Origin of the sequence: Cyanobium sp. Cruz CV13-4-11 (genome assembly GCF_024346055.1) — a bacterium.
In the GTDB taxonomy this organism is placed as follows: Bacteria; Cyanobacteriota; Cyanobacteriia; order PCC-6307; family Cyanobiaceae; genus Cyanobium.
In genome coordinates this window covers 83,570-103,942 of record NZ_JAGQCH010000002.1, presented here as the reverse complement: position 1 = coordinate 103,942, position 20,373 = coordinate 83,570, and the positions used below count along the sequence as shown (strand labels likewise).

General features: G+C 69.5%; 22 protein-coding genes. 10 read left to right on the top strand and 12 right to left on the bottom strand.

The features are described 5' to 3' along the window. Positions 1-6 precede the first annotated feature (6 nt). A complete protein-coding gene (locus KBZ12_RS02520) occupies positions 7-591 on the top strand; it encodes a DUF456 family protein (RefSeq protein WP_254956147.1) in 585 nt (194 codons plus the stop codon). Positions 592-598: 7 nt separating this feature from the next. Here KBZ12_RS02520 and KBZ12_RS02515 read toward each other — a convergent pair whose 3' ends face one another. Next, positions 599-1,432: a hypothetical protein gene (locus tag KBZ12_RS02515; protein ID WP_254956146.1), complete on the bottom strand. Its 834-nt coding sequence runs from the start codon at positions 1,430-1,432 to the stop codon at positions 599-601. Between the two features lie 26 nt (positions 1,433-1,458). Next, on the bottom strand, positions 1,459-2,601 hold the full coding sequence (locus KBZ12_RS02510; RefSeq protein ID WP_254956145.1) for a cysteine desulfurase family protein: 1,143 nt from the start codon (positions 2,599-2,601) through the stop codon (positions 1,459-1,461). A gap of 6 nt (positions 2,602-2,607) precedes the next feature. Here KBZ12_RS02510 and KBZ12_RS02505 point away from each other — a divergent pair, with 6 nt between their 5' ends. The 3 genes from KBZ12_RS02505 to KBZ12_RS02495 all read left to right on the top strand — a co-directional run bounded on the left by KBZ12_RS02505 (position 2,608) and on the right by KBZ12_RS02495 (position 5,058). Further along, a complete protein-coding gene (locus KBZ12_RS02505) occupies positions 2,608-3,186 on the top strand; it encodes a hypothetical protein (protein ID WP_254956144.1) in 579 nt (192 codons plus the stop codon). A 9-nt stretch (positions 3,187-3,195) separates the two neighbouring features. Then, the gene (locus tag KBZ12_RS02500; RefSeq protein WP_254956143.1) at positions 3,196-3,993 is read left to right on the top strand and encodes a response regulator transcription factor; all 798 of its coding nucleotides are present in this window, start codon (positions 3,196-3,198) and stop codon (positions 3,991-3,993) included. A gap of 72 nt (positions 3,994-4,065) precedes the next feature. Then, positions 4,066-5,058: a pseudouridine synthase gene (locus KBZ12_RS02495; protein WP_254956142.1), complete on the top strand. Its 993-nt coding sequence runs from the start codon at positions 4,066-4,068 to the stop codon at positions 5,056-5,058. Between the two features lie 314 nt (positions 5,059-5,372). On the opposite strand, the gene KBZ12_RS02490 is transcribed toward KBZ12_RS02495, so the two are convergent. Genes KBZ12_RS02490 through KBZ12_RS02475 form a run of 4 tightly spaced genes read right to left on the bottom strand, consistent with a single transcriptional unit; the run spans position 5,373 to position 9,580 of the window. Next, complete coding sequence (locus KBZ12_RS02490; RefSeq protein WP_254956140.1) at positions 5,373-5,525, bottom strand: hypothetical protein; 153 nt, start codon at positions 5,523-5,525, stop codon at positions 5,373-5,375. Between the two features lie 42 nt (positions 5,526-5,567). Continuing rightward, complete coding sequence (locus tag KBZ12_RS02485) at positions 5,568-7,601, bottom strand: acyltransferase family protein (RefSeq protein ID WP_254956138.1); 2,034 nt, start codon at positions 7,599-7,601, stop codon at positions 5,568-5,570. A 7-nt stretch (positions 7,602-7,608) separates the two neighbouring features. Continuing rightward, a complete protein-coding gene (gene bchM / locus KBZ12_RS02480; protein WP_254956137.1) occupies positions 7,609-8,355 on the bottom strand; it encodes a magnesium protoporphyrin IX methyltransferase in 747 nt (248 codons plus the stop codon). A gap of 31 nt (positions 8,356-8,386) precedes the next feature. Continuing rightward, the gene (locus KBZ12_RS02475) at positions 8,387-9,580 is read right to left on the bottom strand and encodes an N-acetylglucosamine-6-phosphate deacetylase (protein WP_254956135.1); all 1,194 of its coding nucleotides are present in this window, start codon (positions 9,578-9,580) and stop codon (positions 8,387-8,389) included. 48 nt (positions 9,581-9,628) lie between these two features. Between KBZ12_RS02475 and purE the strand changes: the two genes are divergently transcribed. Together purE and KBZ12_RS02465 are read left to right on the top strand one after the other, a co-directional pair. Further along, the gene (gene purE, locus KBZ12_RS02470) at positions 9,629-10,186 is read left to right on the top strand and encodes a 5-(carboxyamino)imidazole ribonucleotide mutase (RefSeq protein ID WP_254956133.1); all 558 of its coding nucleotides are present in this window, start codon (positions 9,629-9,631) and stop codon (positions 10,184-10,186) included. Positions 10,187-10,280: 94 nt separating this feature from the next. Continuing rightward, a complete protein-coding gene (locus KBZ12_RS02465; RefSeq protein ID WP_254956132.1) occupies positions 10,281-11,381 on the top strand; it encodes an AI-2E family transporter in 1,101 nt (366 codons plus the stop codon). Here the strand turns inward: KBZ12_RS02465 and cysC are convergent. Genes cysC through KBZ12_RS02450 form a run of 3 tightly spaced genes read right to left on the bottom strand, consistent with a single transcriptional unit; the run spans position 11,356 to position 13,239 of the window. Then, the gene (gene cysC, locus KBZ12_RS02460; RefSeq protein ID WP_254956261.1) at positions 11,356-11,982 is read right to left on the bottom strand and encodes an adenylyl-sulfate kinase; all 627 of its coding nucleotides are present in this window, start codon (positions 11,980-11,982) and stop codon (positions 11,356-11,358) included. The two genes, KBZ12_RS02465 and cysC, sit on opposite strands and share 26 nt — an antisense overlap. Positions 11,983-12,026: 44 nt before the next feature. Then, positions 12,027-12,353: a translation initiation factor gene (locus tag KBZ12_RS02455; protein WP_254956130.1), complete on the bottom strand. Its 327-nt coding sequence runs from the start codon at positions 12,351-12,353 to the stop codon at positions 12,027-12,029. Beyond that, entirely contained in the window at positions 12,346-13,239 is an 894-nt protein-coding gene (locus tag KBZ12_RS02450; RefSeq protein WP_254956128.1) for a phytanoyl-CoA dioxygenase family protein, read from the bottom strand. Before KBZ12_RS02450 ends, KBZ12_RS02455 begins: the two co-directional genes overlap by 8 nt. A gap of 100 nt (positions 13,240-13,339) precedes the next feature. On the opposite strand from KBZ12_RS02450, the gene trpB reads away from it, so the two are divergent. Continuing rightward, entirely contained in the window at positions 13,340-14,599 is a 1,260-nt protein-coding gene (gene trpB, locus KBZ12_RS02445) for a tryptophan synthase subunit beta (RefSeq protein ID WP_254956127.1), read from the top strand. Between the two features lie 30 nt (positions 14,600-14,629). Here trpB and KBZ12_RS02440 read toward each other — a convergent pair whose 3' ends face one another. The 3 genes from KBZ12_RS02440 to KBZ12_RS02430 form a co-directional block, all read right to left on the bottom strand. Further along, positions 14,630-15,415: a 20S proteasome subunit A/B gene (locus KBZ12_RS02440; protein ID WP_254956126.1), complete on the bottom strand. Its 786-nt coding sequence runs from the start codon at positions 15,413-15,415 to the stop codon at positions 14,630-14,632. Beyond that, the gene (locus KBZ12_RS02435; RefSeq protein ID WP_254956124.1) at positions 15,415-16,425 is read right to left on the bottom strand and encodes a heat-inducible transcriptional repressor HrcA; all 1,011 of its coding nucleotides are present in this window, start codon (positions 16,423-16,425) and stop codon (positions 15,415-15,417) included. Before KBZ12_RS02435 ends, KBZ12_RS02440 begins: the two co-directional genes overlap by 1 nt. A gap of 78 nt (positions 16,426-16,503) precedes the next feature. Next, complete coding sequence (locus KBZ12_RS02430; RefSeq protein WP_254956122.1) at positions 16,504-16,866, bottom strand: rhodanese-like domain-containing protein; 363 nt, start codon at positions 16,864-16,866, stop codon at positions 16,504-16,506. A 54-nt stretch (positions 16,867-16,920) separates the two neighbouring features. Between KBZ12_RS02430 and KBZ12_RS02425 the strand changes: the two genes are divergently transcribed. The 3 genes from KBZ12_RS02425 to KBZ12_RS02415 all read left to right on the top strand — a co-directional run bounded on the left by KBZ12_RS02425 (position 16,921) and on the right by KBZ12_RS02415 (position 20,338). After that, a complete protein-coding gene (locus tag KBZ12_RS02425; RefSeq protein ID WP_254956120.1) occupies positions 16,921-18,531 on the top strand; it encodes a DUF3352 domain-containing protein in 1,611 nt (536 codons plus the stop codon). Positions 18,532-18,533: 2 nt separating this feature from the next. Continuing rightward, positions 18,534-19,058, top strand: coding sequence for a histidine phosphatase family protein (locus tag KBZ12_RS02420; protein ID WP_254956118.1), 525 nt, complete (start codon positions 18,534-18,536; stop codon positions 19,056-19,058). Positions 19,059-19,126: 68 nt separating this feature from the next. Beyond that, positions 19,127-20,338, top strand: a complete 1,212-nt coding sequence (locus tag KBZ12_RS02415; RefSeq protein WP_254956117.1) for a citrate synthase — start codon at positions 19,127-19,129, stop codon at positions 20,336-20,338. The last annotated feature ends 35 nt before the right edge of the window (positions 20,339-20,373 follow it).

Here is a 20,373-nt window from a genome sequence, read left to right as displayed (position 1 = left end):
CTTCCCATGACCCCGGCCAGCCTGCCCAGCCTTGATCGCGTCGATGTTCTCTGGTGGATCGCCCTGCTGATCCAGGCCCTCGCCATCCCGGGCACCGTGCTGCCGGTGGCCCCCGGCCTCACCCTGTTGCCCCTGGGTGCCCTGCTCTGGTGCTGGGCCGTGGGCTGGGCCGCCGGCTGGCCGGCCCTGCTGCTGGCCGTCGTGCTGCTCGCCCTGGGCTGGGGGGCCGAGGCCCTGGGCCTGCTGCTCGGTCCGGCCCGCCTCCAGGCCACCCGCTGGAGCTATGTCGGTGCCGGCCTCGGTCTGGTGGTGGGTCTGCTGGGGCTGCTGCCGGCGCTGCCGGTGGGCGGGCCCCTGCTTGGGGCCCTGGTGGGACCCCTGCTCGGGGCCAGCCTCGGCGAGCTGCTCACCGCCCCGCCGTCCCTCGGCCCGCCCGGCCTGGGTCGGCTGCGACGCTCCCTGCTGGTGGGCCTGGCGGTGGTGGCCGGCATGCTGGTGAGTCGCCTGGCCCAGCTGCTGCTGGCCCTGGTGGGGTTGCTGGGGTTCGTGCTGCTCACCGCCGGCCCCTTCGCTACCCCCCTCGCCGGCTGAATCGCCCTCAGCGGTTGGGGAGGGGCGGCAGGGGGTCGGCGGCGCCGCTGGCCAGCACCAGCTGCCGGTACGCCGCCGTGGCGATGCAAACCACCAGGGGCCAGGCCACGAAGGCCCCCACCAGGCAAGCCAGCAGACCCAGCAGCATCAGCAGGCCCCCGATCAGGGTGAGCAGCAGCACCATCAACCAGCTGGGATCCACCAGGGCCCGCCCCCGCTGCAGGGCGGCGCGGGAGCCGGCCCGCTCGAACAGCACGATCTGGGTGAGGAAGCTCTGGTTGATCGCCAGGTAGATCACCCCCAGCAGCAGCACCCCCAGGAGCAGGGCGAACACCACCGCCAGGCTCAGGCCCAGGACCTCCACCAGGGTGCGGCTGATCGGCACCAGCTGCTCGGCATAGAACCCCAGCAGAGCCAGGGGCCCGCCCACCAGCAGCAGCAGGCCGATCAGGGGCACGAGCACCACTGCGGCCAGCAGCAGCCAGGCCCGCAGCAGCCGCCCGAACACCTCGCCGTCCCAGCGCATCAGCTGCCCCAGGGAGGGGTGGCCCCCCTGGATGGCGCTGCCGGCGCCGCGCACCAGTCCGATGGCACACCAGAGGTTGAGCAGCAGGTTCGCCGTCAGCCCGATCAGGTAAAGGGTCCAGTCGAGGGGATCGCTGGAGGCCACACCGCCGTTGCTGATCTGGCCCTGCAGGGGCTGGATCAGGAACTGGAGGGTGATCACCACCAGGGGAAATCCCACGAAGGGCCCTGGGCTGCGGCTGAAGGCCCGCCAGCCCTCCTGGAGGGCATCACCGAAGTCGAGCCGGGGAGCGTGCCGCCCGACGGGTGTGTGCATCAAGGCAAGGCCATCGACTCCGAAAGCTAGACAGGGACTCGCAACTCCGCCACGGCGTCGCCCATGGCCGCTACGGCGACATCGATGTCCGTCGCCGTCGTTCCCCGTCCCAGCCCGAAGCGGACCGTGGCGCCAGCGGCGCGGCGGTCGAGGCCGAGGGCGGCCAGCACATGGGAGGGGCTGCCCTGGCTGCAGGCCGAACCGCTGCTCACCGCCAGCACGCGGCGCAGCTGCCGGTGCAGCCGGGTGCCGTCCACACCCTCCACGGTGACGCTCAGGTTGTGGGGCAGGGTGTGGAGCGGGTGGCCGTTGCGGCGCATGCCGCCGAGGGCTTCCAGCGCGTTCCACAGGCGGTCGCGCAGGGCGCCGAGGCGTTCGGCCCGCTCCTGGCGGTCGGCCAGGGCCCCGGCGACGGCGGCACCGAGGCCGACGATCAGGGGCACCGGCAGGGTGCCGCCCCGCAGCCCGCCCTCCTGGCCGCCGCCGAGCTGCTGCGGAGCCAGGGGCACCCCCTCACGGCGCAGCAGGGCGCCGACCCCCTTGGGGCCATAGAGCTTGTGGCCGCTGAGGCTGAGCAGGTCGATGCCCAGCTCGGCCATGGCCAGGGGGATGTGGCCCACCGCCTGGGCGGCATCGCAGTGGAACAGCACCCCCCGCTGGCGGCAGAGGGCGCCGATGGCGGCCAGGGGCTGCAGCACGCCGATCTCGTTGTTCGCCGCCATCACCGACAGCAGCAGGGTGTCGGGGCCCAGGGCCTGCGCCAGCTGCCCGGGATCAAGCCGGCCATCGGCCCCCACCGGCAGCACGGTGAGCGGAAAGCCGTGGCGCTCCAGCCAGGCCAGCGGCTCCAGCACGGCCCGATGCTCGCTGGCCAGGGTCACCAGCCGGCGGCGGGGCTCCCCCCGCTCCAGGGCCGCCTCGGCCACGCCGCGCAGGGCCAGGTTGTTGGCTTCGGTGGCGCCGCTGGTGAAGATCACCGCATCGGCGGCCGCACCCAGCGCCTCCCCCACCCGCCTGCGGGCGATGTCCACCGCCGCGCCCGCCTCCAGGGACGGGCGGTGCAGGCGGCTGGAGGGGTTGGCGGCGTTCTGCGTCCACCAGGGCGCCATGGCCGCCAGCACCGCCGGATCGCACGGGGTGCTCGCGTGGTGGTCGAGATAGGTCAGCATGGGGCCATGCTGAACCGTTTCCGTTCCTTCGGTGCCTCCTCCCTGCGGCTGGTGCCTGCCCTCCCCATGGCCGCGCTGGCGGCGATCTCGGTGACGGTGGCCTCGGTGACGGTGGCCTCCAGCCTGGTCCTGCCCCGGCCAGCCGCCGCCCAGGACGACTCCCGCAGCAATGCCGAGAGCCGCCCCAAGGGCTTCAAGGTGCTGCTGGACAAGGTGACCCACCGTGGCCGGGAGGTGGTGGGCATCTTCGGCCTGGTGAGCGAACCCACCCAGCCGGGGATGTGGCGCGTGCAGGTTTGGGAGGAGCTCGACGACCGGGTCACCGTGGCCACCGACAAGATCGGCTGCAGCCCTGCCGGCCCCCTGAGGATCACCGGCAGCGCACGCCGGCTGGTCATCCGCGAGCTCAACCCCGGCGGTGTGATCACCCCCGCCAATCGCCTCGACCACCTCATGTGGTGGGCCGTCTGCGTGCCCGATCAGGCCGGCAAGGACCCCGCCAGCCTGGGCCCCCTGGCCCGCCAGCTCGGCTACAGCGGCCGGCTGCCCGAACGGGAACAGGTGGTGCTTGGTCCCGGTCGATAGATTTCCCCCATGAGCCAAGATCCCACCGCCGCCGCCGGCCCCATCTCCGAGCCGTCCGGGACGGAGGAGACCCCCGAGGCCGCCACCAGCACGCCGGTGCGGCTGCTGCTGGTGGACGACGAACCCGGTCTGCGCACGGCGGTCAAGGCCTACCTGGAGGATGAGGGCTTCGCCGTCACCACCGCCAACGACGGCGAGGAAGGCTGGACGGCGGCCCAGGCCCAGATGCCCGATGTGGTGATCACCGACGTGATGATGCCCCGCTGCGACGGCTACGGCCTGCTGAAGCGTCTGCGGGCCGATGAGCGGCTCGGGGGCACCCCGGTGATCTTCCTCACCGCCAAGGGCATGACGGCCGATCGCATCGCCGGCTTCCAGGCCGGAGCCGACGACTACATCCCCAAGCCGTTCGACCCGGATGAATTGGTGGCCCGGGTGCGCAACGTGGTGCGTCGCCAGGAGCGGCTGCTGGCGGAGGCGGCCCGTTTCGCCGATGCCGACATCGGCGCCATGGCCCGCCAGATCACCGAGATCCGCTCGATGCTGGGCGGCGGTGGAGGCTCCGGCACCGGCAGCGGCGGCAGTGCCAGGAAGCCCGTCTCCGACGTCAAGCTCGACTTCACCCCCCGCGAGGCCAGCGTCCTGCAGCTGGTGGCGGAGGGAATGATGAACAAGGAGATCGCCCGGCGGCTGGAAACCTCGATCCGCAACGTCGAGAAGTACGTCAGCCGGCTGTTCATCAAGACCGGCACCGCCAGCCGCACCGAGCTGGTGCGCTTCGCCCTTGAGCATGGGCTCGTGGATTGAAGGCCGTATGGCTTCGCCTGTGAGGGGCTACGGCCGGTGGCCGTGAGGCCGCCACGGGCGCTCTCGGACCACATGGCCGATTGCTGGCTGCCGGCGGCGCTCAACCAGGGCTGGATCTACCGCGACCGCATCGGACCCGAAGCGGCGGGCTTGCCGGTGAGCGCCTTCTATGCCGGCCGCTATCGCCACTCCGAGCGGCAGGAGTGGAAGCGGCGCCTGGAGCTGGGCGAGATCGAAAGGAACGGCCAGTGGCTCCGGGCCGATGGGCCCCTGGCCGTCGGTGATCGGCTGGCATGGCATCGGCCCCCCTGGCAGGAGGGTGCCGTGCCGGCGTCGTGGCGGCTCGTGTTCGACGATGGCGATCTGCATGTGATCGACAAGCCCTCCGGCCTGCCGGTGCTGCCGGCCGGGGGCTTCCTGGAGCACACCGTGCTGCGGCTGCTGGAGCGGCGCCACGGCGACGATCCCGCCGGCATCCCGCGGCCGGTGCACCGGCTGGGCCGCTTCACCTCGGGCCTGCTGGTGTGCGCGCGCCGGCCGGCGACCCGAGCCTGGCTGAGTGGGCAGTTGCGGGAAAGCACCGTGGCCGCTGCCTGGGAGCCTGGCGAATCCACCGCCGGGGCGGGGGATCGTCTGCGACGCAGCTGCCGCAAGGTCTATCAGGCGCTGGTTGAGCCAGGGAGCCTCGCGCTGGCGATCGGCGAGAGCCTGCCCATCTCCACGCCGATCGGCCGGCGGCCCCATCCCCTGCTCGGCGAGATATGGTGCGCTGCCCGGGAGGGGGATCCGCAGGCCCTGGCCGCCTGCAGTCGGCTCACCCTGATGGAGCGAGGCCGGGAGGCGGATCTGGTGACGGTGGCGATCGCCACTGGACGGCCCCACCAGATCCGTATCCACTGCGCAGCCGTTGGGGCGCCGTTGCTGGGAGATCCGCTCTATCGGCCGGGCGGGCTGGCACGGCCCGGGGCGCTGCCGGGTGAGGGGGGCTATCAGCTTCGTGCTGTGTGGTTGTGTCTGCTGCGCCCGGACGGGACCGTCTTGGAGCTAGGAGGCTGTTGCACATAGATCGTTTCGGGCGAAAAGACCCGTCTCGCTCCACGCAAACGCCAAATTCGGTCTCAGTTGGGTCTCGCCGGTGCCCTCACTTCAGGCCAGTCAAAAGCCCGAGATCGATTGCAGAACAGCTGAATTGAGCGAATTATCGACCCGTAATCGATTCACGTCTTTCTCAGTTTGATTCCGGTCTGAATCTCTTCGGCAGGTGAAATGTCCCCATCTTCTGCTCGGAGATCTACGCGCAACAGGCTCCTAGCGGCTGCAGCGCCGGAGCCAGTGGTCCGAAGCGTCCCTTGGATTTCGCCACATTGACAAACCTTGGATCAGGGATGTTCCTGGCTGGAGGCATCCCTGTCGAAGGTCACCACCCAGTCGACTTCCTCACCGGCTTCGTTGCCTAGGCGGTCCCGGGCGGACAAACCCAGGCAGAGGGTATTGCCTGGATCGTCACCGTTCCGGATGCTCAGTCGAACCATGGCCGGCTGGGCAGGAAGTGGTTTGCAAGGGTGCAGGGTCGGTCAGCTCTCGGGAGCGGGTGTGGGGACGGCAGGCCGGGTGGTCATCAGGACGGTCCTGATCAGGGGAGCTGACAATCGCGCCGCATCCATCGAGGGGTGGGAAAAGGCATCCCTGTAGAGCACAACGCCATGTGCTCCCTCGTAGGTGCAGGTAGGGCCTGGACAGAAAACATCGAACAGATTGATGACCCTCAATCGGTGCTCCGCCTCCAGTGCCTGAAGGATTCCATGCAGCCGGGAGCGGCGTGCCAGAGTATGATTGCGGCTAAAGAAAGAGCATGGTTGGCCTATAAAATGAAACCATTGCTTGACCGCTAAGACAGGCTCGCACTGGGAATCGCGAGCGAATGGAATTCCATCCATGAATGCCAGATTGATTTTCATCGTTGATAGATGAGCGGCATAATCGCGCAGATTAATCTCAAAGGCGTTGGCCAGTGATTCGGTATCGGCATCTCTTTTTTTAGGGGAGAATTCCGCCACGTCGCTGGCCATGACGACCCAGTCGCCTGGTCGCAGTTGGCTGACCAGTCCAGGGACCACACGCTTCCAGTAATCGTCGTTCGAGCGACTGTATACGGGCTCCAGTCTCTTGATCCCCGGAACGGCCATGGCTCCATAGGCTGACGTGATGGTCACCGCAAATTTATCTTGTTGGATCAGTTTGTCGAACCCATGCAGGAAGGTGGGAGAGAATGAGTTGCCGATCACCAGAACCCGACGTTTGGCTGTCTCAAAATTCCCGAGCGTGCATGGTTTCGCAACAATTCTTTTGCCCACGTCTCCGTTGGCTCGTAGGACACAGTTCTTCTCCTGCCAGTGAGACGTTAGACTTTCCGGAGCTTCACCGGCGATCAGCCCTTGTCCGTTTTGGGCCAGCAGAACCCTGCGGTCGCCCAGATACATTGAAAATTGTGGATTGAGACCGATGCTGGCAAGGACCCCGGCTGCCATGCCAGAGGCACCCATGCCGTAGAGCACGGTCTTTCGGCGTGAGGATGTCCATTGAAGGCCCCGCAGGGGCGTTTCGATGACGTGGTAGGAGAAAAGAGCCATGCCCAGCATCAGGCTGAGTTGTATCGGAATCGTCCAGCCATGGATTCCGATCGTCCATCGGCTCAGGGAGAGGATGCTCCAGTGCCAGAGGTAGAGGGAGTAGGAGATTTTCCCGGTGAGAATTGCGACAGGAAACGTCAGTAGCCTGTACCCAGAGGTGAATGGACGCAGGGAGCTCAGTAATCCACAGGTCAGCAAGGCCAGCAGCACAAAGTGAAGGGTCTTCACCTCATGCATGAAGAGGTAGAGGATGCCTGCAAGCAAGAGCAATGGTGGTAGCGTTCTGCAGAATCTGTCGACGCCGGGATAATGGGTGATCAGCAGATAAACGATGCAGCCACTGCCGATCTCCCAGAACCTTGGGATCACAAGAAAGTAGGCGGCAGGTGGGAAGGTTCTGTTCAGATGCCAGAAGGCAAGCAACGATGACAGGGAAAGGGCGATAAGCATCCACAGCAAAGGCCTGTGACGTCGTGAGCCGGTCCTGCTGAAGCTGCTGAACCAGGCCAGGACTGGGAAAATTACGTAGAATTGTTCTTCAACGCCCAGTGACCAGGTGTGGGTGAAGACGTTGAGTTGAGTGGAGGGGGAGAAGTAATCGGTCGAATTCAGGAACAGATAGATATTGGACAGTCCGAATAGGGATGTAATCCCCGTCCAGATGGAAGCTTCTGGTTTGGGATTGACAAAGCAGATAAGAACTCCCGTCACCAGAACACAGAACGCCAAGGCCGGGATCAGGCGCCGTATGCGGCGGTCGTAAAATCCGAAGATGAAGTCTGAGAATTTCGCATCCGATCGCTTCGCCAGTGAGGCGGTGATCACGAATCCCGAAATCACGAAAAAAACGTCGACTCCAAGGAATCCACCCGGGAGAATGTTCTTGTCGAAATGATTGAGGATGACAGCGACCACTGCCAGGGCCCTGAGCCCGTCGATCTCAGGTCGGTAGGCCCTGGTGGTGGAGGCTGTTGCCATGGCCCCTTCAGCCCCGCTCGAAGGAGATCAGGCGGGAAAAATAGAACGGCGCCTGGTTGAGGCTGCGGTGCATGGGGCGGAAGCCCGCGCTGGCGGCCGCCGCCACGATGCCGTCTTCCCGCAGGGTGTAGGCACGGGTGGTCTTGCTGGGTCCGGGGAACAGCTGGCCGATCTGCTTGAGCACCGCCAGCAGCGGCGTGTAGGGGGCGAAGCTGACGATCAGCTGGCGCTCGGCCATGGCCGCCAGGTGCCGCACCATCGCTTCGGCGGCCGCCTGGGGGTAGTGGATGAACACATCCAGGCAGATCACCGTGTCGTAACGGCCCTGGAGGCTCTCCAGGTCGGAAGCGGTGAAGCTCAGCCGCTCCGAGGCCAGGCCAGCCTCGGTGGCCCGGCGGCTGGCTTCGGCCACCATCGCGGCTGAGAGGTCGCTGGCGGCGATCGAGCCGGCTCCGAGGGCCGCCAGGGGCAGGCTGAGGCTGCCCACACCGCAGCCGGCATCGCAGAAGCTGCGGCTCGCCAGGTCGCCCTGCTGCTGCAGCCAGGCCAGCACCGCATCCACCGTCTTCTGGTGGCCGATGCGGATGTTGCGCTGGACCCGGTTCACCTCCTCGCTGTTGCTGTAGATGCGGTTCCAGCGCTCGAAGCCGGTGCTTTCGAAGTAGGCCTGCACCTCGGCCTTCTCGGCCTGCGTCTCGGCCTGCGTCTCGGCCTGTGCCTCGGCGGGCGCGGGGGGGTGCAGTTCCGGGGGCATGGGGCGCGGGGCCGTTCTGGTGGGGCGGATCCTAGGGAGTTGGGGCCGTGGCCACGGACTCGGGGCGTCGCCAGTTCAGTCGCCCGTCGGCCGCCGTGCTCCAGCGCAGGGTGTCCGCCAGGGGCCGCCCCAGCAGCAGCTGCTCCAGCGGCCGCCGCTCCCCCAGCAGGCGCCGCGGGGCCAGGGTGGCCGCGGCGATCGAGGCGCTTACCTGGCCGCCCCAGCCCGCCAGTCGCCGCACCCCTTCCAGCAGAGGCAGGGTCACGCCGGCCAGGGTGCCGTCCTCCAGCCGGCAGCTGCCGTCCTCCACCAGCAGGACGCGCTCGTCCCAGCGGTGGCGGCCGTCGGCCAGTCCGTAGGGGGCCAGGGCATCACTGACGATCACCACCTGCCGGGGCGCCAGCCGCTGCAGCAGCACCGCCATGGTGGGGTCCACGTGGACCCCGTCCGCGATCAGCCCCAGGGCCACCTCCCCCTGCAGCAGGGCCTCCCCGACCGGTCCCGGGGCGCGGTGGTGCAGCCCGGCCATGGCATTGAAGCTGTGGGTGAGCATCCCCACCCCCTCGGCGAAGGCCCGGCGGGCCTGGGCCGCGTCGGCGCCGCTGTGGCCCAGGCTCACCACCACGTCGGCGGCCCGCAACGCCGCGATCACCTCGGCGCCCCCCTCCAGCTCCGGGGCCAGGGTCACCAGGGCGACATCGGCTTCGGCGCCCCCCTGGAAGCCGGCGATCAGCCGCTCAAGGGCCGCCCGGCTGGGGGCCTGCAGATGCTGGGCCGGGTGGGCGCCGCGCCGCTCCGGCGCCAGGAACGGCCCCTCGAGATGGGCGCCCAGCAGCCGGCAGCGTCCGGGTCGATGCCGGCGGCGGGCCTCGGCCAGCACCGCCAGGCTCTGGCGCAGGGCCAGCGGGGCGCAGGTCACCAGGGTCGGACAGATGGCGTCCACCCCGTCGCTCCACAGCAGCTCCAGCAGGGCCTGCAGGCGGGGTAGATCGTCGGGGCTCAGTTCGGGGAAGGCCAGGCCCAGGCCGCCGTTGATCTGCAGGTCCACGCCCCCCGGGGACAGCCAGTCGCCGCGCCAGTTCTCGCCAGCGGCCCGGCTCCCCGGTGGCGTCGGCCGCACCCGGGCGATCAGCCCGTCGCCGTCGATCGCCACCCGCCAACACCAGCCTGCCTCGCCGCAGGCCGGGTCATCGCCTGCCAGTCGCAGGTTGGTCAGCCAGCGCATCCGGGCAGCCGCGGGACGGGACAATGCCATCCTCGCCGCCCCCGCCCCATGGATCCCGAACCCGCCCCGTCCGCCGCCACCCCCCAGCCCCGGGTGGCGATCGTCATGGGCAGCGATTCCGATCTGCCGACGCTGGAGCCGGCCGTGCGGATCCTGGAGCAGCTGGGGGTGGCCAGTGAGGTGCGGGTGCTCTCGGCCCACCGCACCCCGCAGGAGATGGCGGACTTCGCCGAGGCGGCCGCGTCCCGGGGCCTGCGGGTGATCATCGCCGGGGCCGGCGGCGCGGCCCACCTGCCCGGCATGGTGGCGGCCTTCTCGATGCTGCCGGTGATCGGTGTGCCTGTCCGCAGCCAGGCCCTCTCCGGAGTGGACTCCCTCCATTCGATCGTGCAGATGCCGGCGGGGATCCCGGTGGCCACGGTGGCGATCGGCGGCGGCCTCAATGCCGGCCTGCTGGCGGCGGCTATGCTGGCGATCGCCGATCCGCTGCTTGCCGAGGCCCTGGAGACCTACCGCCGGGGGCTGCACGATCAGGTGGTGGCCAAGGATGCGCGCCTGCAGGCCCTCGGCAGTGCCGCCTACCTGGCGGCGATGGGCCAGGGATGAGGACCCGGGCCCCTTCCCCCTGGCTGGTGCCGGCCCGGCAGGCCAAGCTGGTCGGCGATCGTCGATCCTCCGGGGCCTGGCCCCGCTCCCGCTGATGCTCGAGCGGCTGGTGCTGCCCCCCTGGCTGCGGTTCTCCCTGGCCCTGCCCCTGCTGGTGCTCAACCTGTGGGTGCTGCGCCAGCTGCTGGTGCCCCTGGCGCCGTTCCCGGCCCTGTTCCTGACGGCTGCCCTGCTGGCCTTCCTGCTCGACATCCCCAGCCGCTGGCTGATCCAGCGGGGGCTGCCGCGGGCCCTGGCCCTGCTCCTGGTGCTGGGGCTGAGCCTCTCGGCGGTGGTGCTGGCGGCCCTGGTGCTGGTGCCCCGCCTGGTGGAGCAGCTCGGCGACCTGGTGCTGGCCCTGCCCAGCTGGCTGGCCCAGGGGGAAACGCTGCTGGGGCAGCTGCAGAGCTGGGCCACCGAGCGTGGGCTGCCCACCGATTTTGGCGGGCTCAGCAGCGACCTGATCACCCGCACCAGCAAGATCGCCTCCCAGCTGAGCCAGCAGGTGCTGGGGATCCTGGGGGCCACCGTCAGCATCACCGTCAACACGGTGATCGTGCTGGTGCTGGCCGTGTTCCTGCTGCTGGGCGGCGAAGGCATCGCCCGGGGGTTGGTGGAATGGCTTCCCGCCGGCACCCGCTCCCTGGTGCTCAGCACCCTCGACCGCACCTTCCGGGGCTACTTCGCCGGTCAGGTGGTGCTCGCCCTGATCCTCAGCGGCGCCCAGAGCCTGGTGTTCACCCTGCTGGGGATTCCCTACGGCGTGCTGTTCGCGGTGGCGATCGGCTTCACCACCCTGATCCCCTACGCCAGCGCCCTCACCATCGTGGGGGTGAGCGTGCTGCTGGCCCTGCAGGATCCACGCACCGGCCTGGAGGTGCTGGCCGTAGCGATCAGCGTCGGCCAGGTGGTCGACCAGGTGATCCAGCCGCGGCTGATGGGCTCGATCGTGGGGCTGCAGCCGGCCTGGCTTCTGATCAGCCTGCCGATCGGCGCCCGGTTGGGCGGCTTGCTGGGACTGGGGGAACTGCTGGGCCTGCTGCTGGCGGTGCCGGTCGCCAGCTGTTCCAAGACCTTCCTCGATGCCTGGGCCCTGCGCCTGCGCAGGGAGTGGCCCGAACCGGAACCGTTCAAGGCTCTGCCGGAGCCGGAATGATGCCGCGCCGCTCCAGTTCGGCCATCACCTGGGCCACGGAATCCTCAAGGCTCTGCTCGCCGGTGGCCACCCGCAGCTCGGGGGCCTCGGGGGCCTCGTAGGGGCTGGAAATGCCGGTGAACTCCTTGATCTCACCCGCCCGGGCCTTGGCGTAGAGCCCCTTGGTGTCTCGCTGCTCGCAGACCGCCAGGTCGGCGGCGCAGTGGATCTCCAGGAAATCGCCGTCCTCCACCAGCGCGCGGGCCCGCTGGCGGTCGGCCTGGAAGGGGGAGACGAAGGCGGTGAGCACCACCACGCCGGCATCCAGGAACAGCTTGGCCACCTCACCGATGCGGCGGATGTTCTCCTCCCGGTCGGCGTCGGAGAAGCCCAGATCGCTGCACAGCCCATGGCGCACGTTGTCGCCATCAACCACGTAGCAGGCCAGTCCCTGCTCGAACAGGGCCGAGTTGACCGCATTGGCCAGGGTGCTCTTGCCCGCTCCGGAGAGCCCCGTGAACCAGAGGATGGCGCTGCGGTGGCCCCGCTGGTGGGCCCGGGCGGCGCGGGTCACTGTGGAGTGGTGCCAGACGATGTTGGTGGCCTTGGCCGGCGAGGTCATCTCGGACACGGAAACGGGGCGGGGGTTTCGGGCCGCATTCTCCCCTACCCCCCCGCCTGCTTCGGCCGGAACCCTTGCGCCTCCAGCTCGGCCAGGGTGAGGGCCACCTGGTCCCCCTGGAGTTCGATCACCCCATCTTTGATGGTGCCGCCGGTGCCGGCTCGGGTCTTGAGCCGCTGCAGCAGGGCACGGGCCTCGGCGTCTGGGATGTCCAGCCCCGTGATCGTGGTGACGAGCTTGCCGCCCTTGCCAGCCTTGGTGCGCTGCACCCGAACGCGCTGCTGGGCCCTGGCCACGCCAGGGCCGCCAGGGGCCGGAGGCCGCTGCAGGCTCTCTGAGCCGCTGAACTCCCTCCAGCCGCCCTTAGGCATCGGTGTGCGCCCCCCTGAACAGGCGCGTCATGCGGCGGCCGGCGGCGGAGACCAGCCGGGAGGGCAGCGACCGAGGCCGCATCGATTCCGGCAGGGAGGGAGGTTCGGAGAAGTCGTAGCCCTCCCCGACGCGATGGCAGGCCATGGCCTTGTGGTTGGCGGCGGCCGTGTAGTGGCAGACGTAGGAGCGGCGGGTGCGAGTGGGATCGGCCATGGCGGTGCCGCCATGCATCAGCGCCCCGTGCCAGATCAGCAGGTCGCCGCGCCTGGGCAGGTAGATGCTCGATGTCCAGCCCTGCTGGTTGATCAAGGCGTCCAGGTAATGCCCGTAACCCGCTGCTGTCTGGGGTTCGGTGTTGCGGCTGGCCAGAATTCCGCCCTGGTTCCAGTCGTAGAACTGATGCTCCGCCAGGAGATGGGAACCCTTGTAGTAGACGAGCGGGCCGGCCTGGTCACTGATGTCTTCCAGGGGAATCCAGGCCGCGGCCAGATGCCCCAGCCGGCTGTGATGGTGCACGTAGGAGAAATCCTGATGCAGCGATTGTTCGCTGCTTTTCCAGAAGGTGAGGGATTGAATCAGCGCCGGTGCCGAGCCGAAGAGTTCGTCGAGAAAATGAATGATGGGGGTGGAAAAGGCGAGATCGCGGGCCGAATCGAAGTAACGATGCAGGTCATTGAGCTTGAGCCCGGGGCCTGCCTGGCGCAGATCCGTGACGCCCAGCTTCGTGAGATTGCGCAACATCCTGGCTTCGTAGTGATCGGCCTTGCCGTCGATGCCGATCATGCCGTGCAGCAGGGACGTCTGGGCCAGCGCCGGCAGGGCGTCCAGGTCGGCGTCCATCCGGTCGAGAAGGTCAGGGTCCATCACCTGCGGAAAGATGATCACACCGTCTCGAAGGAACTGGAGCACCTCTGGCGTTCGTTGGCCGTCCCAGCCGTGCCGGGTGCTGCCTGCCTACTGTGAACCATCTCCTTCCGTACCGCCGGTGACCAGCACCGTCCCTGCCCGCCGCGTCGATCCGGCCGAACTGCAGCCGTCGGTCCGCCCGGATGGCCTGGGCCGTTTCGGACCCTTCGGGGGTCAGTACGTGCCCGAAACCCTGATGCCCGCCCTGGCGGAGCTGGAGGCCGCCGCCGCCGAGGCCTGGGCCGACCCCGCCTTCACCGCCCGGCTGGACCACCTGCTGCGTCACTACGTGGGGCGTCCCACACCGCTTTACGAGGCCGAGCGTCTCACGGCCCATTACCGCCGTCCGGAGGGGGGGGCGCGCCTGTGGCTCAAGCGCGAGGACCTCAACCACACCGGCGCCCACAAGATCAACAATGCCCTGGGCCAGGCCCTGCTGGCGCTGCGGATGGGCAAGAAGCGGATCATCGCCGAGACGGGCGCCGGCCAGCACGGCGTGGCCACGGCCACGGTCTGCGCCCGCTTCGGGCTGGAGTGCGTCATCTACATGGGCGCCGAGGACATGCGCCGCCAGGCCCTGAACGTGTTCCGGATGCGGCTGCTGGGGGCCACGGTGCAGCCCGTCACCGCCGGCACCGCCACCCTCAAGGACGCCACCAGCGAAGCCATCCGCGACTGGGTCACCAACGTGGAAAGCACCCACTACATCCTCGGTTCGGTGGCCGGCCCGCACCCCTATCCGATGCTGGTTCGCGATTTCCATGCCGTGATCGGCCAGGAAGCCAGGTCCCAGTGCCTGGAGGCCTTCGGTCGCCTGCCGGATGTGCTGATCGCCTGTGTGGGCGGTGGCTCCAACGCCATGGGCCTGTTCCATCCCTTTGTTCAGGACACCTCCGTGCGCCTGATCGGGGTGGAGGCGGCCGGCGAGGGTGTGGCCACGGGCCGCCATGCCGCCACCATCACCGAAGGGCGGGTGGGGGTGCTGCACGGCGCCATGAGCCTGCTGCTGCAGGACGACGAAGGCCAGGTGCAGGAGGCCCACTCGATCAGCGCCGGCCTCGACTACCCGGGCGTCGGACCGGAGCACAGCTATCTCAAGGGCATTGGCCGGGCCGAGTATGCCGCCGTCACCGACGCCCAGGCCCTGGAGGCCCTGCAGCGGGTGAGTGAACTGGAAGGCATCATCCCGGCGCTGGAGACGGCCCATGCCTTCGCCTGGCTGGAATCCCTCTGCCCCACCCTGGCCCCCGGCACCGAAGTGGTGCTCAACCTCTCCGGCCGCGGCGACAAGGACGTCAACACGGTGGCGGAGAAGCTGGGCGACGGTCTGGCCGGATAGGTTTTCCGCCTCGCCCGGCAGGCTCTGGCCTCAGAGGGGGTCCTGCTCCCAGGGGAAGCGGGGCAGTTTGTTGAGCCCCTCCTGCATGTGGCGGGACCACACATCCATGGTGTGCTGGATCTCCGGGGCCTCCTTTTCGAGTTTGAGGCGCCGGCCCACCTTGAACTCGTCGCGGCGCACCAAGGCGATCTCGAAGGGGGGGCCCACGGTGAGGTTGGAGCGCCGGGTGACGATCTCCGACACCAGGCAGAGGCGCGCCGCATCCTCCAGGGAGAGGTCGGGGCGGCCGATGTAATCGAGGGGGGGCTTGCCGTACTTGGTTTCGCCGATCTGCAGGAAGGGGGTGTCGGCGGTGGCCATGATCGCGTTGCCCTGGGGATACACCATGTAGAGCCCGTGGGGCTGGCCGGCGATCTGGCCACCGAGGATGAAGCTGGCCTCGCCGCTGGCGCCCGCCTGCCGCAGGTTGGGATTGAATTCTTTCTGCACCATCACGCTCAGCCGGCCGATGTAATCGGCCACTTCAAACAGATAACGGGCGGTGAGCATGCTCGGGCCCGCCGGCGGGTCGTCCTGGCGGCTCCACTGGGGGTTGGGGCTGGCGCCATGGTTCTCGATGTCGCGGCGGATGCGGTTGAGCACGGCCTGGGTGGTGCCCAGATTGCCGGCCGCCATCAGCACGAACAGCCGATCGGGGGCCGGCGCCAGCACATGCATCTTGCTGTAACTGGAGATGTAATCCACGCCTGCGTTGGTGCGGGAGTCGGAGGCGAACACCAGGCCGCTCTGGAGCAGAAATCCGAGGCAATAGGTCATCAGCTGAGCAGCCTCTCCAGGATCGAGGCCACCGACTGAACCGCGGCGCGGGCGGTGGCGTAGGCCATGCGCATCGGCCCCACCAACGCCACCTGGCCGCGGCCACCGTGGCCCGTGCGATAGCTGGCCTGGACCACCGCGCACTGGCCGAGGGCCGCATGGGGGTGTTCCGTGCCGATCCAGATCGCGTCGCTGGCAATCGTGGCTGGGTTGCCGGTGAGCCCCAGCAGGGTGCGGGGGCCATGCTCCACCAGCTGCACGACGGGAAGCAGGCTGGAACTGTGGCTGAATTCCGGCTGGGCCAGCAGTCCCCCCAGGCCGGCCGCCACCACGGCATCCAGCTCCTCGCTGCGGATGCGGCCGTGGCTGTCGAGGGCATGGCGCAGCAGCCCGCCGCTGCGGCGCAGTTCGGCCGGCAGTCGCTCCCAGGGGATGCGGCCATCACCGCCGGCGCGGAGCTGCTGGTTACACCAGCGCTCCAGGATCGGCAGTTCCTCCTCCAGGCCGGCGCCGAGGCGCAGGTTCAGGCTGGTGCTGAAGTCGGGCCCCTGGACGAGGAACACCAGGAGGCGGTCGCCGCTCGGCACGAGCCGCACCGCCTGCAGCAGGGGGCTGGGGCGCTGGGGGCGGGTGATCAGGCTGAGCAGGCCGGTGAGATCGGCCAGGCGACGGGCCAGGTGCAGCAGCAGGTCATCAAGGGCGGCCCACTGCAGGCTGATCCCGGCCAGCTCCCTCTCCAGCTGCAGGGCGGCGGCCCCCGGGGCCGGCAGCAGCTGATCGACGTACAGGCGGTAGCCCCGCTGGCTGGGGATCCGGCCGGCGGAGGTGTGCGGCTGGGTCAGCAGGCCGCGCTGCTCCAGGGCCCCCATCGCCGTCCGCACGGTGGCGGGGCTGGCGGGCAGCCCGAAACGCCGCACCAGCGTGTGGCTGCCGACCGGCTCGACGGTGTCCACGTAGTGCCGCACCGTGGCCCGTAGGACCTCCTGTTGTCGGCGCGGCAGCGTGTCCAAGGACGGGGGGAAAGCCTGAAGCAAAACAGATCAATAATCCTAGGTAGGAGCGGACCCTTCGCCTGGCAGGGCGTGTGCTCAGTAACGGGGAACCTGGGGATCCACCTCCCGGCTCCAGGCGTCGATGCCCCCCTTCAGGTTCCAGACCTCCCCGAAGCCCTGTTCCTGAATCAGCCAGCAGCCGAAGTCCCAGCTGCGGATGCCGGCATGGCAGAGCACCACCACCGGTTGCTGCCGGTCGAGCCGGCTCTCAAGATCCGGCAGCCACTCCCGGTGGCGGCTCAGGGGCAGATGCAGCACCTCAAGCGGCAATCTGGCCAGGGCCAGTTCGCCGTCCTCGCGCACATCCACGATCTGGAGCGGCTCGCCGGCCTCGAGGCGCCGTTGCAGGTCCGCGGCGGTGAGCGTCCGGGGGGTCCCCGGGCGGGTCGTCTCGTCCATGGCGGGCGTCGGAGGGGGGGTGGCGTCAGGATGGTCCCATCCTGCTGAGAACGCATGAAGGCCCGCCCATTTCTGGCGGTGCTGCTGGCCCTGGTGCTGGTGGTGTTCGGACTGGGGCTCGGTGGCTGGTGGCTGGTGTGGCAACGCAGCGCCCTGCGGTTGCAGCGCCTGCCGTTGGTGGTGCCGCGGGCCGCCAGGTTCGTGCCCCGGGATCCCCCCCTCAGCTTCCATCTGTTCAGCGACGGCGACCAGCCCCTGGACTACGCCCGTGCCGTCGCCCCGCCCCGCCAGCGACGCCAGGCGGCGGCGGCGGTCGGCCGGCTGCGCGACGGGGCCTTCGCCGCGGCGGGTCTGGATTACGACGGTGAACTGCGCTCCTGGCTGGCGGCACCGGTGGGTCTGGCCCTGTTCGAGGCGGACGCCGGCGAGGCCCCAGGAGCCTCCAGGGGGGGCTGGCTGCTGGCCCTGGGCAGCCGGGACGACGGCGGCGCCCGCCAGTTTCTGCAGCGCTTCTGGCAGACCCGTAGCCTGGCGGGTACCGATCTCCAGATCAGCACCTACCGGGGGATGGGTCTGATCAGTGGCCGGGGGGCCTTGCTGGGCCGCACACCGATGCCGCTGGCCACGGCCCTGGTGGATGACGACCTCGTCCTGATCGCCTCGGGACGGGGTGTGCTGGAGCAGGCGCTGGATGTCTCCCAGATCCCTGAGCTCAACCAGGCCGGCCAGGCGTCCTTCCAGGAGGGTCTGCGGCGGCTCGGCACCGGTGCCGCCCTGCTCCAGGCGTCCCCCGCCGCCCTGGAACGCTGGCTGGGGCTGCCGCTGCCGGCCCCCGCCGACCAGCGGCCCGGTGGGCTGTTGCTGGCCCTGCGACCCGATGGGCCAAGTCTGCGGCTGTCCGGCCTGCTCGGGCTGCCGCCGGAGATCGCCCTGCCGGAGGTTGGTGCCGACGCTGGCCTGGGCCAGGCCCTGCTGGCCGCCCTGCACCGACCCGCCGCCAGCCTCGCCCTGGTGCAGGATCCCGCCTCCATCGCCACAATCCCCCTGCTGCAGCCGCTGCTCGAGCGCCTGGTGGGGGCGGCGGATGCGGCGGGTCCGGTGCCCGCCCTGGTGGTGGGGTCCGACGGGGGACCGCTCCTGGCCGCCGCCAGCGGCGATCGCTGGTTGCTGGGCACGGCGGCCGATCGGCCGGAGCCCGCCGCCCTGGAGGCGGCCCTGGCGGCCGATGCTCTGATCGCGGCCCCCCTGGAGGTCGACGGCCAGCTGCTGCTGGCCTGGACCCGGCTGCAGGCTGGCCCGGGTCGCCGAGACGGCAGGTCGGAACAGTTGCAGGCGCCCCTGCTGGGCTGGCGCTGGCAGCGGGGCGACCAGGCCTGGTGGGGAGAATCCCTGGGCCAGCTGGAGGGCCTCGGTGGGCCGCAGAAGCAGGGGACCGGCCGCCTGCAGGGGCAGCTGGCGGCCCTTGCCGTTCCGGAGGCGGCCCTGCAATGGGCCCTGGATGGTCCGCGGGCCCGCGACGTTCTGGCGGCCTGGCGGCCCTGGCAACGCCTCACCGCCCTGGCCGGGGGGCCCCTGAGTGAGCCGGTCACCGGCCTGGCCCTGGCGCTGCAGGGAGAGACCGGCGTCCTGGCGGTGGAAGCGCGCCTTGATTTCGGAGCCGCCTGACCATGGCGCCACCGCTCTGGGAGCTGCTTCTGCTGCGCCACGGCATCGCCGAGGAGCGCAGCCCCGCTCGGGTCGATGCGGAGCGGGAGCTCACCGCCGCCGGCCGGGCCCGCACCCGGGCGGTGCTGGAGCGGGCCGTCCGCCTGGGTCTGGGGGCGGATCGTCTGTTCTCCAGCCCCCTGGCCCGGGCCTGGCAAACCGCCGAGATCGCCCGGATGGTCGGTCTGGCCCCCGCCATCGAGCTGGCCCAGGCCCTTGAGCCCGGCGGGGATCCCCTGCCCCTGCTGCCGGCCTGGTTCAACCGAGGCGATGAAGCGCCATCCTGCCGACTGCTCCTGGTGGGCCATGAGCCGGATCTGGGGCTGCTGGCGTCCCGCCTGCTCGGGGCGCCGCCCGGCGCCATCGCCCTGCGCAAGGCGGGTCTGGCCCTGCTGCGTCTCCCCGCCGTTGAGGTCGGCGCTTCGCTGGCCGGCACGGCCCGTCTGGAGTGGCTGGTGCGCCCCAGGCTCTGGCTTCCCCGCCCCTGAGGCGGCAGCGGGCGCTACGCCAGGGGCCCGTTCCTGCGCCTAAGTTCATCGCACTCACAGGAAGCGGCATGGCGGCGGCGAGCACCCCAGAGGCGAATGACCCTCAGGGCATCCCTCCCTCGCCATCGGCGCCGGCGCCCCCGACCTTCCGCCCCGGGCTCGAAGGGGTGCCGGCCACCCAGTCCGCCATCTGCGACATCGAGGGGCAACGGGGCCTTCTCACCTATCGGGGCTACCCCATCGAGCAGCTCGCCAACCAGAGCAGCTTCCTCGAAACCGCCTACCTGCTGATCTGGGGCGAGCTGCCGACGATCTTCCAGCTGCGGGAGTTCGAGCAGGAGGTGCAGATGCACCGGCGGCTCAGCTTCCGCATCCGCGACATGATGAAGTGCTTTCCGGCCACGGGCCATCCGATGGATGCCCTCCAGGCCAGCGCGGCGTCCCTGGGACTCTTCTATTCCCGGCGTGCCCTGTACGACCCCCAGTACATCGTCGATGCGGTGGTGCGGCTGATCGCCAAGATCCCCACGATGGTGGCGGCGTTCCAGCTGATCCGGAAGGGGCAGGATCCGATCCAGCCCCGGGACGACCTCGCCTACTCGGCCAACTTCCTCTACATGCTCACGGAGCGGGAGCCCGATCCCCTGGCGGCTCGGATCTTCGATGCCTGTCTGATCCTGCACGCCGAGCACAGCCTCAACGCCAGCACCTTCAGCGCCCGGGTCACGGCCAGCACCCTCACCGACCCCTACGCCGTGGTGGCCTCGGCCGTGGGGACCCTGGCCGGGCCCCTGCACGGCGGCGCCAACGAGGACGTGCTGGACATGCTCGACCAGATCGGCAGCATCGATCAGGTGGAGCCCTGGCTCGATCGAGCCATCGCCCAGAAGCAGAAGATCATGGGCTTCGGCCATCGCGAGTACCGGGTCAAGGATCCCCGGGCCGTGATCCTGCAGGGCCTGGCCGAGGAGCTTTTCCAGCGCTTCGGCCATGACGCCATGTACGACGTGGCCCTCAAGCTTGAGGAGGTGGCGGAGCGGCGCCTCGGGCCGAAGGGAATCTTCCCGAATGTCGACTTCTATTCGGGTCTGGTCTACCGAAAGCTCGGTATTCCCCGCGACCTGTTCACCCCCATCTTCGCCATCGCCCGTACGGCAGGATGGCTGGCCCACTGGAAGGAACAACTTGGTGCCAACCGCATCTACCGTCCCTCGCAGATCTACACCGGTCCCGTCGAACGGGGCTGGCTGCCCCTGGAAAGCCGTCCGGTTCCTGGCTGACCCCTTTTCCACCTAGGTTCCTCCCACCGGAGTTC